A 14,197-nucleotide genomic window follows, 5' to 3' on the forward strand; every position below is an offset into this window, starting at 1 on the left:
ATCGTTGCTCGGTACTCGATGTGTTCTTTCGATAAATGAGCAGCGTAGCGTCCGAGACACGATAGACGCTCTTCGTTAATCCATCCCCCTCAAATATCCCAACCCTAATTGATTCATCTGAGTTTCAATCCAATCGACTCTCTGCCAGACATAAGGCGTTGGGCTTTGGACATGAAACTTATAGGGATTGGGAAGCACTGCGGCTAATCGAGCCGCTTGTGACATAGAAAGTTGGCTTGCTGGAATGCCATAATAATGTAGGCTGGCAGCTTGTACACCAAAAATGCCTGGGCCAAATTCGACTATATTGAGATAAATCTCTAGAACTCTAGATTTCCCCCATTCCAACTCAATCAATAAACTAAGGTAGGCTTCCAGTGCTTTGCGGAAGATATCTTTACCTGGCCATAGGTATAAGTTTTTAACGGTTTGTTGAGTTAAAGTACTGGCACCACGAAAGCGTTCACCAGAAATCATATCTGCAATGGCTTTTTGAGTTGAAACAAAATCAATACCGTAGTGTTGTGGAAAACGTTGATCTTCTGAAGCCATCACGGCCAGTTGCATATATGGAGAAATATTGTCTAAATTTACCCAATCAGTAGGGGAGTAATGACGGTATTGTTCTGGTGGAAACCAAGCACGTTGTACTTTCCAGCTCCATACGAATGGATTAATGAATTTTAGAGGCAAAGTAATGACGATGGTAAAAACGAAGAAAGAGATTAATATCCGTATTAACCATTTTTTAAACCACTGACTCATGCGCTTCCTTTGCTTGAATGTGTTTAAAGTAGAATAATGTGAAATAATTAGAATAGCGAGAGTTTGAGAAAAAGCTAATCGACCAATGACGAAATAATCAATATATACCCTAGCACCTTGAAGTTACTTGGGTATAACTAGCAAAAAAGATTTTTTATCCAAATGCACACAGGGGATATCAGTCTTGACAGATTGTGTTATACTCTGCGCGAACTTTATATCCTATTAATAGAGTAAGACAATGACTGACTTATCAAAATACAGAAACATTGGTATTTTTGCCCACGTTGATGCGGGTAAAACGACTACAACTGAGCGTATTCTTAAGCTTACAGGTACCATCCATAAAAGTGGTGAGACGCACGATGGCGAATCAACGACTGACTTCATGGAACAGGAAGCTGAGCGCGGTATTACAATCCAATCAGCAGCTGTAAGTTGTTTCTGGAAAGATCACCGTTTCAACGTTATCGATACTCCGGGGCACGTTGACTTCACCGTAGAAGTATATCGTTCTCTTAAAGTTCTAGATGGCGGTATCGGTGTATTCTGTGGTTCTGGTGGTGTTGAGCCTCAGTCAGAAACAAACTGGCGCTACGCGAACGAATCTGGCGTTGCACGTATTATTTTCGTAAATAAGCTGGACCGTATGGGTGCAGATTTTTACCGTGTTGCAGATCAAGTTAAGAAAGTATTGGGGGCAACTCCATTAATTATGACTCTACCAATCGGTATCGAAGATGATTTTAAAGGCGTTGTAGACGTTCTTTCTCGTCAAGCTTACATCTGGGACGAAACTGGTCTTCCAGAAAACTACACCATTGAAGATATTCCTGCGGACATGGTTGACGATGTTGAACAGTATCGCGAAGAACTAATCGAAACGGCTGTTGAGCAAGACGACGAGTTAATGATGGCTTACATGGAAGGTGAAGAGCCTTCTATTGAGCAAGTTAAAGCATGTATCCGTAAAGGTACTCGTGACCTAGCGTTCTTCCCAACATACTGTGGTTCAGCATTTAAAAACAAAGGTATGCAACTAGTACTTGATGCTGTTGTTGATTACCTACCTTCTCCAACTGAAGTTAATCCTCAACCTCTTATGGATGAAGAAGGCAACGAGACTGGCAACCATGCCATCGTTTCTGCTGATGAAACTTTCAAAGCGTTAGCATTTAAAATCATGGATGACCGTTTTGGTGCCCTAACTTTTGTTCGTATTTACTCTGGTAAATTGAACAAAGGTGACACTATCTTGAACTCGTTCACAGGTAAAACTGAACGTGTTGGTCGTATGGTTGAAATGCAAGCTGATGATCGTAAAGAATTATCTTTCGCTCAAGCGGGTGATATCATTGCTATCGTTGGTATGAAGAACGTGCAAACTGGTCACACTCTATGTGATCCTAAGAATCCAGTAACTCTGGAACCAATGGTATTCCCAACTCCAGTAATCTCGATTGCTGTACAGCCTAAAGATAAAGGCGGTTCTGAAAAAATGGGTATTGCAATTGGTAAAATGGTTGCAGAAGATCCATCTTTCCAAGTTGAAACTGATGAAGATTCAGGCGAAACCATCCTTAAAGGTATGGGTGAGCTTCACTTAGACATCAAAGTAGATATCTTGAAGCGTACTTACGGCGTAGACTTAATCGTTGGTCAACCTCAGGTTGCTTACCGTGAAACTATCACTAAAGAAATTGAAGATAGCTACACGCATAAGAAACAGTCTGGTGGTTCTGGTCAATTCGGTAAGATCGATTACCGTATCAAGCCTGGTGAGCAAAACTCTGGCTTCAAGTTCACATCAACAGTTGTTGGTGGTAACGTACCTAAAGAGTTCTGGCCTGCAATCGAAAAAGGCTTTGCTGGTATGATGGACCAAGGTGTTCTCGCTGGCTTCCCAACGTTAGACGTTGAAGTTGAACTATTTGATGGTGGTTTCCACGCAGTCGATTCATCTGCAGTAGCATTTGAAATTGCAGCGAAAGGTGCATTCCGTCAATCTATGCCTAAAGCTGGTGCTCAACTTCTTGAGCCTATCATGGCTGTAGACGTGTTCACTCCAGAAGATCACGTTGGTGATGTAATCGGTGACCTTAACCGTCGTCGTGGTATGATCAAAGACCAAGAAGCTGGCGTTACAGGCGTTCGCATCAAGGCTGACGTACCGCTTTCAGAAATGTTCGGTTACATCGGTTCTCTACGTACAATGACTTCTGGTCGTGGTCAGTTCTCTATGGAGTTCGCACACTACGCACCATGTCCTGCAAACGTAGCAGAGCAAGTAATTGCTGACGTTAAAGCACGTAAAGAAGCTGAGAAGAAGTAATTCTTTTTCGCTGATTAAAGCTTAATAAAAACCCGCTATTGATAGCGGGTTTTTTTATGTTTGGAAGAAGTTCCTAGATGCTAGTTCCTAGTTTCTAGGAAAAGCCTTAGTGGCACTCGATGTTCGGGAAGGGGCACTGTTAGTGGCTCGAAAAGCGCTCGTAACTCGCAACTATCCTTTTAAATCAATATAGATCTGTTCAACTTTTTCTCTTGCCCAAGGTGTGCGGCGCAAAAACTTTAAGCTTGATTTAATGCTTGGATCTTTTTTGAAGCAGTTAATGTTTACCATCTGACTGAGTTGATCCCAACCGTAATGATCAACCAGTTCGGTGAGTAATTTTTGAAGTGTGATTCCATGTAGAGGATCGTTGTTTTGAGTCATGTTAGGAGAAACCTACTATAAAATAAGATGCGTCGAGTATAGCAAGTAGGGGAATGAATATAAGCATATTTTGAATAATATGATATTGACAGTAAGCGAAAGGATGGAAAGACTTAACCCGAGACCCGAGACCCGAGACCCGAGACCCGAGACCCGAGACCCGAGACCCGAGACCCGAGACCCGAGACCCGAGACCCGAGACCCGAGACCCGAGACCCGAGACCCCGAAACTTACTCTTCCCAAACAATAAATTTATCACTTGGCCAACTGGCTCCAACGTCGTGATATTTTTTCTCTAGTATATGACGCTTTATTTTAAGGGTCGGCGTTAGAATGCCATTTTCGATACTCCACGGTTCTTTGATCATTAAAACCCCTTTGATCTTGGCGTGAGACTCTAAACCATCGTTGATCTGATTGATGATCTTAACAGTTTTACGCTCATAGCGCTCACGATCAAAATTCTTAAATGAATGAGGAATAACCAGTAAAATTGGTGCCGGTAAGCCCAAGCCAATTAAGCACATCATTTCGACTCGAGAGTGCTCAAAGATTTTTTTCTCAATAGGCACAGGTGAAACGAACTTACCTTTGGCGGTTTTGAAAGTGTCTTTTTTACGCCCTTCAATCGATAAATACCCTTCATCATCTAGGCTACCGATATCACCGGTATGCAGCCAACCTTCATCATCAAATGATTCTTGTGTCGCTTGATCATTTTTATAATAACCAGCGAATAAACCTTTACCGCGCACCATAATTTCTTGGTCATCGGCAATACGAACATCAACCCCTGGGCCGACTGCGCCGACTGTTCCAATTTTATCGGCACGGTATGGATAGTTGATGGTGCTATAAGCGAAGGTTTCTGTCATGCCCCATGCTTCGGTAATATTCATCCCAACACTCCGATACCAGTGCAATAGTGATGGAGAAATCGGTGCAGAGCCACAACCTAGAACGCGAGCATTTTCTAGTCCTAAACCTGAGATGATTTTTTTCTTCACAATGCTATTTAGGAAAGGGATTGCAAGTAGGATATTAAGTTTCTTCTGCGGCATTTTATCCAAAATACGTTGTTGGAAAACTGTCCATAAGCGAGGTACAGAAATAAACAGAGTAGGCTTGTGAGCTTTAACATCGTCAATAAAAGTATCAATACTTTCGGCAAAACTGGTTGGCACACCACCTAATATTGAGGAACCGAAAACATAGACGCGTTCGGTAATATGAGCGAGTGGTAAATACGAGAATAATCGGTCATTTTCTTGTAAACCAATATGCTCAACAATTTTTGATGCACACCATGCAAAGCCACCATAAGTGAGCATTGCGCCTTTAGGTAGACCAGAGGTACCTGAAGTGTAAACTAAAGACATCAGAGTATCATCGTGGTGCTGAGGGCGTTCTGTGCTAGGTTGATGGCTATCAATTAAACTATTGAATTCATATTGGCAGTTTGGCGCACTATCGTAAGGTAAAGAGATAGAGATGAGTTGTTGGTGTTTGCCTAACACTTCTAGCGTGGCTACATCATCATCGAGTTTTCCTACAATAATCGCTTTGGCTTCACTGTGGGTCAGGCAATGTTCTATGGTGTCACTGCCAGCAGTTGGAAAAATAGGTACGCTTATGTAGTCGCCTAGCATTAAGGCTAAATCACAAATAAACCATTCTGCACAGTTCTTCGAAAGCAAAGCGACTTTATCTTTAGGCTCTAGCCCTAAACCTCTTAATGCCGATACTAGGCTCAACGCTTGATCAGCCACTTCAAAGAAAGTGAATTCTTTAACTTCACGGTTAATCGGCTGAGTGAGATACACATCATTAGGTCGCTCATCTGCCCATTTTAAAATCATTTCATGAGGAAATTGCGTGGTTGATGTTGGTTGTTGGTTGAGTTCAGTCATCATTTCCGCCTTATATAACAAGTTATTAACACTTTTAGGCTATTAATGATTAAACCACAATAAGACAAAGGTCCAACCAGTAAAATGTTGTGAACTGAAGCATCAATTTGATTGTAACTATTTCTGTCAAATAAAGTTTTGAGGGGGCATATCAACCGAGTGCCTAAATGTAGAGATTAGAGACTAGAGTCGATAGCTAATGTTCTCGCGACATTTTCGGCAAGGTTAGCCATGTTCACTTCTGCTTCGGCAAAAGCGGTTTCTAAATCAAAGGGTCTTGGAATCGCAGCAAATACCGCATCAATACCATGATCGTAAACCGCTTGGTAGTTATCGCCGACACAACCGGCTAGTGCGATCACTGGAAGATCAAATTTCTTTGCCGCTTGAGCAATCCCAACTGGGGTTTTGCCGTGGGCGCTTTGCCAATCAATTCGACCTTCACCGGTTATAACAAGATCGGCATCTTGTAGGTGATCTTCAATCGATAGCGTTTCTAATACAATGGCGATCCCCGGTTTTAAGGTGGCAGAGGTAAATCCTAAAAACGCCGCCCCAAGCCCACCAGCGGCACCTGCTCCGGGTTTGTCTTTCACCTGGCGATCAAGTTGAGAGGCAATTAAATCTGCATAATCACTTAAAGCGTTATCGAGTAACGTGGTATCTTCTGCTGTTGCGCCTTTTTGTTTGCCAAAGGTCTCCGTCGCCCCATGCTCTCCACACAATGGATTATCCACATCGCTGGCAATGACAATCTCACAATCGGACAATTGAGGATGTAGGTTATCTATATTGATTGATTTAATTTGCGTAAGACCAATGCCATTACCTGAAATCACATGGCTATTGCTGTCGAGAAATTTAACCCCTAGCGCTTCTAACATACCGATACCGCCATCATTAGTGGCACTGCCGCCTAAACCAATGATCAACTTCTTAGCGCCATTTTCTAGCGCGTGTGCGATCAGCTCACCAGTACCAAAGCTGGTGGTGATTTTTGGATCACGCTGTGCAATTGGTACATGATGTAAACCACTTGCCGCAGCCATTTCAATCACAGCAGTGTGGCTTAATTCGCCACCTAGTCGACCATAGAAAGCATCCACTTTATGGCCTAGAGGTCCAGTGACTACGCAATCAATTATCTCACCTTGTGTTGCATCGACTAAAGATTGCACAGTCCCTTCACCGCCATCCGCCAGTGGGATATGTACATACTCAGCGTCTTTCCAAACTCGCATCAACCCGATTTCAATGGCTTGGCAAACTTGCTTAGCGGTTAAGCTTTCTTTAAACGAATCAGGAGCAATAATGATTTTCATACTAGGACCTCAAAGTATTTATCTATGCTTTATTATCGATAAATTCGAGAGAAATTACTTTGGACAATTAACCAAATTACATGCCGATAAATTGTACTGATTTTGTTCATTTGACTAATTTTTCGAACATTGTGTGATCTGGCAAGCAATATAGAGTTCGACTAATCCGGTGAAGTTATGTGGTGATATTTGAGTGATGCTTTCAATTTTATTTAAGCGATAGCGTAGAGTGTTTCTATGGATATATAGGCTATTAGCGCATTGGGATAGGTTGCCTTGATGTTCAAATAAACTGTATAAGGTTTTGATTAATTGACCTGAGCGATCTTGGCTTTTGAGTTTTACAATAGCATTACATAATTGTGCACCTTGCCAATTTTCTTTTAATGGTGACAGTAGCACTGGCATGCGGAGATCTTCAAACAGATACTTAGTTTGTTTCGGTTGGTAGTGTTTGCCTAGTGCGAGTACTTGTTGTGCACTTTGAAACGATAGCGGCATGTCCATGATCGATGGAAAGTATTCACCTAGTGCAATATGAAGCTGGTGTATATCGTGTTGTTGAAGTGTATGAATGAGCTGATCAATGCGCTTACTTTCAATGGTGTAATCCCAGCATTTAGCTGCTTGTTGACATGGTTTGAGAACGAGGATTTGATTCATCGCAACGACGGCGACTAGGTTATTGCGCTCAGGATATTCAAGCAGTTCCACGATTTTTCTGATGGTATCGAGTTGGTTGCGATTGGAGGTCTCGCTGATTTCAATTAACACCGCAACGCGTGGCTGTTCTATATCAATCGACAAGCGTTGTGCCCAGCTTTCTAGTGCTTCTTTGGTTAATTCATTATTCACCCAAGAAGAAATAAATTCTTCAATATGGCGTTTATCCCACTGCAATTGTTCAATCAAGAGTGAGCGCTCGATGATCATTTCTGAAGTCATTTTGACTAAAGCCGCATAGTTGCGGATCTCATCAGGGTTTCCTGTGATGCCGACCACACCAATAATAGTGTCATCATGTTTTAAGACTAGGTTGATACCCGGTTTAACGCCTTTTAAATTCTGACTGGTTTGTTGAGTAATTTCAGTAGTGTCACCATGTTGGATTGCCAGTAGGGCGCCATCGTGCAACTGCCCAATTCGTTCTGATTCTCCGCTACTGATTATGATGCCACAATCATTCATAACGTTGATGTTGGTGTCGATGATTGCCATAGTGCGATCAACGATTTGTTGGGCAAGTTGGGTATCTAGGTACATAAAAAAGCCGATAGGAAAGTGCGTATAATAAAACACTAACTTAGTCGGCTTATTTCGTCATGATGGAATGATAAATTTGTGAATATGCACAAATAATGGCTTAACTTGCTAAATGAAAAGCCTGCTTTAATTCTTGTAAATATGCGTCATCACGACACATACTTTTACCTGGTTCATCGGAAATCTTCGCCACGGGTTTACCTTGGCAAGCGGTGAGTTTAAGTACGATGTTGAGGCTATTCACATTCGGAATATCGCAGGTTAATTTAGTACCAATGCCAAAACTGGTTTGAATACGCTGGGCAAAATGTTGGTAGATCTCTATAGCTTTAGCAAGTGATAGGCCATCTGAAAATACTAGCACTTTCGATTTAGGATCAATCCCCAGTTTCTCATAGTGAGCAATTGCTTTTTCTCCCCATTCAATAGGGTCACCGCTGTCATGGCGTAAGCCAAGAAATGTATTGGTAAGGCTTGGTGTGAAGTCGCGTAAAAAGGCATCCATGTTTATGCAATCGGTCAGCGCAATACCTAATGTATTCGGGTATTCCTTTATCCAATTATGTAATGCTAGTTGTTGCGAATCGGCAAGCTCTCCCGCTAATTGTTGATGTGCTTGAAACCATTCATGTGCTTGGGTGCCAACTGGCTTTAATCCTTTGCTAAAGGCGAGATAGTAATTGGATGTACCATCAAATTGAGGGAAGTGCTCGATTAATTGGTCGACAATATTGGCCTGTAACGCTTTAGAGAAACGGCGACGTGTACCAAAGTCGATTAAAGAAAAACCAGACATATCTAAGGTTGGGTGATCTTGTTTGAGTAATTTCAGCTTGTGGTGCAAATGCTGACAAGCTTGCTCAACACTGGCTTGTGGGTAACGACGGCGTCCTCGAATTTCACTGATAATCGCCAACAATGGTACTTCCCATAAAATTACATCTAACCATTTGCCACGCAGTGTTATTTGTAGCTGTTCACCATCTTTACGAACTTCAACGTTACTTTGCTGGAAATGAAATGTCGCTAAGTACTCAAGGTAGTCAGTTTTAAAGAAGGGGAGTTGCGCAAGGTAGTCTAGTTCTTCGGGCTGAAAGCGCAGTTGGCATAAGTGATCGATTTGCTGCAACACTTCATCGAAATATGGGCGTAAATCTTCTTGACTTCGGCAATGAAATTCAGCGACCACTTCAACATCAGGGTACTGGTGAAATGCTGCTTGCTGCATATGCAATTTATAAGCATCGGTATCCAGTAGTGATGTAATGATCGGTTGCGAGTGAGACGTATGAGAAGAAATGGTCATAGACAATATTTAATAAGGAGATTATCAGAGTAGTGTACTCGATCTCGCTCCAATTGAGAAAGTTGTGCATAAAAATAGACTTGTACAGCGACTAGAGTATTTGGCCTATAATGATCCAAAAGCTTTTAGAACATAGTAGCCCTTCCTTATCTTAGATGTAAAAAATCCCGCCAAAGTGACGGGATTTCAATTGGTTAAACTGTACAGCTTTTTATAGTGTCCAGGTTGATAGGCATTTGACCTAGCATAGTCCTAAAGCTATTTTGCTATTATCAAACACCAATATAATTAGTTGTTTGAATGCAGCTCGCTGTTTAACTCAACCGCAGATTTATTGGTTAAGCATTCAATCTTGCCGGTTACTGAGTTGCGACGGAATAGTAGGTCTGGTTTGCCAGCGAGATCGCGCGCTTTGGCAACTTCTATTTCATTACCAGAAGCATCAAGCATAGTCACTTTAGTACCAGCTGTGATGTAAAGACCTGACTCAATCGTACAACGATCACCTAGTGGGAAACCAAGACCTGCGTTGGCACCTAGTAGGCTGTTCTCACCAATTGAGATGACGACTTTACCGCCGCCAGATAGCGTACCCATGATTGAAGCACCGCCACCGATGTCAGAACCTTCGCCAACCATAACGCCAGCAGAGATACGACCTTCAACCATGCTCACACCAGCTGTGCCCGCATTGAAGTTGATGAAACCTTCGTGCATCACAGTCGTGCCTTCACCCACATGGGCGCCAAGACGTACGCGTGATGTATCAGCAATACGAATACCGGTAGGAACAATGTAATCCACCATTTTCGGGAATTTATCAACGCAATCGACAGTGAGTGTTTCGCCATTTAAGCGAGCTTCAATTTGACGGCTTGCTAATTCTGGTAGATCGATTGGGCCTTGGTTAGTCCATGCGATGTTGTGCAGCAGGCCAAAAATACCATCAAGTACGATGCCATGTGGCTTAGCTAAACGATGTGAGATCAGTTGTAGTTTTAAGAAACCTTCTGCCACAGAGCTTGGTTGCTCATCATTTGCAAGTACGACTAATACTAATGGTTGAGAAGATTGAGCGGCTTTTTCTGCAAAATCAGCATTAGCAATGTCGCCGTTTGCTGCAAATGCATTCGATAGTTCACCAGCAAGCTCATTGCTGATTTCAATCGCTTGGTTGCCTTCTGAGTATCCTGAAACTTGCGCAATTGCCGCAACAAGAGCGTCTGATGGGTTTAATACCGGGCTTGGGAAAAATGCTTCGATGATTTTACCATCACGGTTTTTGGTAGCCGTACCAAAGGCAAGTGCGAAATGTGCCATTACTGAATAATCTCCATTTATAGGGGGTTAAGATAAAAATTAAGTCCAATGCTAAGAAAGTATAATGATTAGCGATTTAAAACAAACCTTAATTTTCTAAGGGCATATTCTTTATTAGGCTGCTACTTGCTTCTCGTTAGGCAGCCTGCTCTAAAGCGGGAGGTGTTAAGTAATACTGCCAAACATCATGGTATAGGCTTAATGATTGATTTCTCAGCTGGTCTACTTTGGCTTTTTCAAAGGTATTGAGGTCGCGGTTTTCGAGCATTGCGGTGCGTTCAATATGCTGAATTTTTTCGTATAGACTATGCTCTTCGCCACTTTTAATCTTGGCTATTTCGTCTAGGTGGAATTGTACTTCAGCAACTAGGCCTGAATGGGGCATTTGCACGAGGACTTTAAGATCTCGATAGCCAGAAGGCGTGGGGGTTTTAAAGCGGTTTTTTACTTGTAGTACGCTCGCTTGTTGGTGAAGTTGCTGATAAGCCTTAACTAAGCTCGGTAAGTCTTGTGCGACAATGGTTGCTCGAGCTAAATCGGTAATTCTATCGGCTTGTCCGTTGAGCTCTTTTTCGACTTTTTCCTTAGCTCGTTGTTGGGATTTAACACCGGCAAAGGTAGGTTGTGTTTGGGTATTTAAGGCGATACTTTTACATAGTACTTCTAACTCATGTTGAGCTTGTGGTGCTTGTGAATAGAGGTTCTCGAAATCAGCAATGGGTTGTCGAATGGTCGCTGAATTGATATCAGGAATGCTGTATAAGCCGCTGAGTGAGTGTTTAAAGGCTTGAGGACAAGCTTGATTGATTTGTGGACGGGATTGCGATGATTGCGTTTGATTTAGCTGAACTGCAAATGCAGGCGTGCGGCTGAGTAGCAGCAACATGATCGTTGTCGTACGTAAGAAAAACTTCATTAGCAACCTCTATCAGACAATAAAACGGTGTAACTAAAGGGTATATTTTGTCTTTAAGTGCAAACGAATTGTATTAGCTCGTAATAGATAGCTTGGGGCAAATTTTGATAGTTACAATAGCAGTTTTTAAATTGGGAAATGTTATGACAATTTTAGCTTTGGCTTCAATCTGTTAGCTAACTGTAAGGGAATGTAAAAAACAGCCAGTTGCGATGAGGTGAACTGGCTGTTTAATCTGGATAGTCAACTTCAGGTTTAAGCGGCTTCGCTATCTTTATCTTCGGTTGCTTTTGGTGCTTTGGCTTTTTTTTCAGTAGGGCGACGTTTCGCACCTAGTGCAAAGAGTACTTCATCTTTGTTTTGAGCAAGAAACATAGATAACTCTTCTTTTTGGTTATCATCTTCAATAATCTTGCTGTTTTCTAACAAAGTGAAAAGCTCGTCCGCCATATCCAACATTTTGTCATAAGCGTCAGCTTCAGCCTTGGAAGTAAAAGTCATCTTTTCTTCTCCGTTGCGTTCCACCACGTACTTGACGATTACAGCCATGGTTATCCTCGTATGCAATTTTTTAATGAATTTAACTGTTTTTTTATACAGTTGTTTGTAGCTGATGTCCAGCGGTTATCAGTTATTTGGCGCTACTTTTCAATGATTCGAGCATTTTCCAATCAATGCAAAATTGCATGAAGGTTTTGAGCAGTGGGCTTTGGTATTTTTCTTTATGGACTAATAGCCAAAAGCGGCGCGTCATATCAAGAGGGACTTTAAGTTCTACTACACGATTATGTTCAAGCGCTGATTGTGCCGCTAAACGAGATAAACAGGCTAAACCTAGGTTGGCAGCGGTCGCATTAATAATTGCTTCCGTAGTGTTTAATTGAAATGATTCGGTCCAGACTTCAATGCGTGGCGCTACAGTGCGTAAGAAGAACTCGCGAGACCCTGATCCTGCTTCACGTAGAAGCCACTCTGTATTTTCGAAGTCTCTTGCCAATACAGAGTCTTGTTGTGTTAAAGGATGATTAGGCGAGCAAATGATACACATTTCATCTTGGTTCCAAGGTTGCATTAACAGTTGATCAGATTGAACCTTACCTTCGATTAAACCTAGATCGAGCTCGTAATCGGTTAACTTGTCACAAATTAAACTGGTATTGGAAATCAATAAGCTTTGTTGTTGGTGTTGCGAATGCTGACGAAAATCACGCAGTAAGTAAGGAACAACTTGGTTGCCAATGGTATCGCTGGCACCGATCTTTAATTGGCCGTGCAGCGCTTGATCAAAGGTGAACATGTGTTGAATATCTTCGCTTCGATGTAGCAGTTCATCAGCTAAAGGCAGTAGGCGTTTACCTTCTTGATTTAATATCAAACGGTTATTTACACGATCAAACAATACGAGGCCGAGTTGCTTTTCAAGTTCACCGAGTGACAAGCTTACCGCGGCTTTAGACAGGAATAACTTTTTAGCTGCTGCAGTTAAGGTTTCCTGTTGAGTTAAAGCGGTAAAGACTTTGAGTTGCTTGAGGGTGACATTACTTGCCATAAAGTGCTATTCCGTTTTGTTTTATTTAACGTGTGTTAAGTTTAATTAGATATATTTAAACAATGAGCAAGTTTATTATTACTGCATCGGTAACATATACCCCGTGAGGTAATCATGAATCAGACATTAAAAAATTTAGTAAGTGGTGCTCCAACCCCAATGGCAGGCTTGGCGCTCGGTATCGCTAGTTTAGGTTGGTGTTGGGAAAACGCCCTAATACTTAACGGCAATGCTCAACATTGGAGTGCTGGGATTGCTGCCATTTTATTAATTATTTTAACGGTTAAGTTTATTTTTCATCCAAAATTGATTGCCAATGATCTTGCCCACCCAGTTGTCGGGAGTGTTGTTCCGACATTTTCAATGGCAACTATGGTGGTATCAAGTTCAGTTGGCCATTTTAACCCAGTTTTAGGTGACAGTTTATGGGTATTCGCGGTAGCGCTGCATATTATTTTTCTTACTGCATTCATTTACCATAGAGCAAAAGAGTTTGAAGTTCATCATATGGTGCCTAGTTGGTTTGTTCCTCCAATTGGCATTATTGTGGCAGATGTTGCGTACTCAGGTAATCCAGTACTTTCTTGGATTGCTTATTCAGTATTGATTTTTGGTATCGCATGCTACGCCGTAATGTTGCCAGCTATGATTTATCGTTTTATTTTCTGTCAAGAAGTACCTGATGCAGCAAAACCAACCTTGGCAATTATGGCGGCACCAGCAAGCTTATCATTGGCAGGTTATCTAACCTTTACCTCTGATCCATCATTATTGTTGGTGATGGTTTTGATGTCGATCGCTATCTTGATGACGATTCTTATTTATCTTTCATTCTTTACTTTGCTTAGACTACCATTCAGCCCAGGTTACGCGGCTTTTACTTTTCCAATGGTGATCGGTGCTACTGCGCTATTTAAAACATCTTATTGGATGTCAACCATGGAAGTACTAACTCAATATGCCCATCAAATTCAGGTTCTTGCGGTGATTGAGCTAGTGATCGCTACCTTGATTGTAGGTTATGTAGCATTGCGTTACTGGATGTTTTATACCCCACATAAAGTATTAATTTCAGCGAATAATACTCACCCTCTAGAAAGCTTATAATTGAAAGAATAATTTCAGCTAA

At 41.8% G+C, this 14,197-nt stretch carries 12 protein-coding genes; 2 read left to right on the forward strand and 10 right to left on the reverse strand.

The window, feature by feature from the left end; translation table 11 throughout:
• Positions 1-75 precede the first annotated feature (75 nt).
• The gene (gene mtgA / locus ACE3G9_RS04365; RefSeq protein WP_417880760.1) at positions 76-765 is read right to left on the reverse strand and encodes a monofunctional biosynthetic peptidoglycan transglycosylase; all 690 of its coding nucleotides are present in this window, start codon (positions 763-765) and stop codon (positions 76-78) included.
• A 241-nt stretch (positions 766-1,006) separates the two neighbouring features.
• Between mtgA and fusA the strand changes: the two genes are divergently transcribed.
• On the forward strand, positions 1,007-3,097 hold the full coding sequence (gene fusA / locus ACE3G9_RS04370; RefSeq protein ID WP_417880759.1) for an elongation factor G: 2,091 nt from the start codon (positions 1,007-1,009) through the stop codon (positions 3,095-3,097).
• A 171-nt stretch (positions 3,098-3,268) separates the two neighbouring features.
• Here fusA and ACE3G9_RS04375 read toward each other — a convergent pair whose 3' ends face one another.
• The 9 genes from ACE3G9_RS04375 to ACE3G9_RS04415 form a co-directional block, all read right to left on the reverse strand.
• A complete protein-coding gene (locus tag ACE3G9_RS04375; RefSeq protein ID WP_449218542.1) occupies positions 3,269-3,481 on the reverse strand; it encodes a VF530 family protein in 213 nt (70 codons plus the stop codon).
• 231 nt (positions 3,482-3,712) lie between these two features.
• Positions 3,713-5,392: an AMP-binding protein gene (locus tag ACE3G9_RS04380; protein WP_449218543.1), complete on the reverse strand. Its 1,680-nt coding sequence runs from the start codon at positions 5,390-5,392 to the stop codon at positions 3,713-3,715.
• 176 nt (positions 5,393-5,568) lie between these two features.
• Positions 5,569-6,714 (reverse strand): glycerate kinase family protein, encoded by a 1,146-nt coding sequence (locus tag ACE3G9_RS04385; protein ID WP_449218544.1) that lies wholly within the window; start codon positions 6,712-6,714, stop codon positions 5,569-5,571.
• 114 nt (positions 6,715-6,828) lie between these two features.
• Positions 6,829-7,977, reverse strand: a complete 1,149-nt coding sequence (locus ACE3G9_RS04390) for a sugar diacid recognition domain-containing protein (RefSeq protein WP_449218545.1) — start codon at positions 7,975-7,977, stop codon at positions 6,829-6,831.
• Between the two features lie 100 nt (positions 7,978-8,077).
• A complete protein-coding gene (gene pncB, locus ACE3G9_RS04395) occupies positions 8,078-9,283 on the reverse strand; it encodes a nicotinate phosphoribosyltransferase (protein ID WP_417880754.1) in 1,206 nt (401 codons plus the stop codon).
• A gap of 288 nt (positions 9,284-9,571) precedes the next feature.
• Positions 9,572-10,603 (reverse strand): 2,3,4,5-tetrahydropyridine-2,6-dicarboxylate N-succinyltransferase, encoded by a 1,032-nt coding sequence (gene dapD / locus ACE3G9_RS04400; RefSeq protein WP_417880753.1) that lies wholly within the window; start codon positions 10,601-10,603, stop codon positions 9,572-9,574.
• A 136-nt stretch (positions 10,604-10,739) separates the two neighbouring features.
• Positions 10,740-11,519: a RelA/SpoT domain-containing protein gene (locus ACE3G9_RS04405; RefSeq protein WP_449218546.1), complete on the reverse strand. Its 780-nt coding sequence runs from the start codon at positions 11,517-11,519 to the stop codon at positions 10,740-10,742.
• A gap of 255 nt (positions 11,520-11,774) precedes the next feature.
• Positions 11,775-12,068: a YebG family protein gene (locus tag ACE3G9_RS04410; protein WP_027697554.1), complete on the reverse strand. Its 294-nt coding sequence runs from the start codon at positions 12,066-12,068 to the stop codon at positions 11,775-11,777.
• Positions 12,069-12,150: 82 nt separating this feature from the next.
• Entirely contained in the window at positions 12,151-13,068 is a 918-nt protein-coding gene (locus ACE3G9_RS04415; protein ID WP_449218547.1) for a LysR substrate-binding domain-containing protein, read from the reverse strand.
• Between the two features lie 114 nt (positions 13,069-13,182).
• Here ACE3G9_RS04415 and ACE3G9_RS04420 point away from each other — a divergent pair, with 114 nt between their 5' ends.
• Complete coding sequence (locus tag ACE3G9_RS04420) at positions 13,183-14,175, forward strand: TDT family transporter (RefSeq protein ID WP_417880750.1); 993 nt, start codon at positions 13,183-13,185, stop codon at positions 14,173-14,175.
• The last annotated feature ends 22 nt before the right edge of the window (positions 14,176-14,197 follow it).

This window comes from Vibrio sp. E150_018, from assembly GCF_053544035.1.

What these genes read in the sequence shown, in the direction of transcription:
- pncB (WP_417880754.1), bottom strand. Translation starts at nt 9,283, where the DNA reads ATGACCATTTCTTCTCATACGTCTCACTCGCAACCGATCATTACATCA.
- ACE3G9_RS04420 (WP_417880750.1), top strand. Translation starts at nt 13,183, where the DNA reads ATGAATCAGACATTAAAAAATTTAGTAAGTGGTGCTCCAACCCCAATG.
- dapD (WP_417880753.1), bottom strand. Translation starts at nt 10,603, where the DNA reads ATGGCACATTTCGCACTTGCCTTTGGTACGGCTACCAAAAACCGTGAT.
- ACE3G9_RS04415 (WP_449218547.1), bottom strand. Translation starts at nt 13,068, where the DNA reads ATGGCAAGTAATGTCACCCTCAAGCAACTCAAAGTCTTTACCGCTTTA.
- ACE3G9_RS04375 (WP_449218542.1), bottom strand. Translation starts at nt 3,481, where the DNA reads ATGACTCAAAACAACGATCCTCTACATGGAATCACACTTCAAAAATTA.
- ACE3G9_RS04385 (WP_449218544.1), bottom strand. Translation starts at nt 6,714, where the DNA reads ATGAAAATCATTATTGCTCCTGATTCGTTTAAAGAAAGCTTAACCGCT.
- fusA (WP_417880759.1), top strand. Translation starts at nt 1,007, where the DNA reads ATGACTGACTTATCAAAATACAGAAACATTGGTATTTTTGCCCACGTT.
- ACE3G9_RS04390 (WP_449218545.1), bottom strand. Translation starts at nt 7,977, where the DNA reads ATGTACCTAGATACCCAACTTGCCCAACAAATCGTTGATCGCACTATG.
- mtgA (WP_417880760.1), bottom strand. Translation starts at nt 765, where the DNA reads ATGAGTCAGTGGTTTAAAAAATGGTTAATACGGATATTAATCTCTTTC.
- ACE3G9_RS04380 (WP_449218543.1), bottom strand. Translation starts at nt 5,392, where the DNA reads ATGACTGAACTCAACCAACAACCAACATCAACCACGCAATTTCCTCAT.
- ACE3G9_RS04410 (WP_027697554.1), bottom strand. Translation starts at nt 12,068, where the DNA reads ATGGCTGTAATCGTCAAGTACGTGGTGGAACGCAACGGAGAAGAAAAG.
- ACE3G9_RS04405 (WP_449218546.1), bottom strand. Translation starts at nt 11,519, where the DNA reads ATGAAGTTTTTCTTACGTACGACAACGATCATGTTGCTGCTACTCAGC.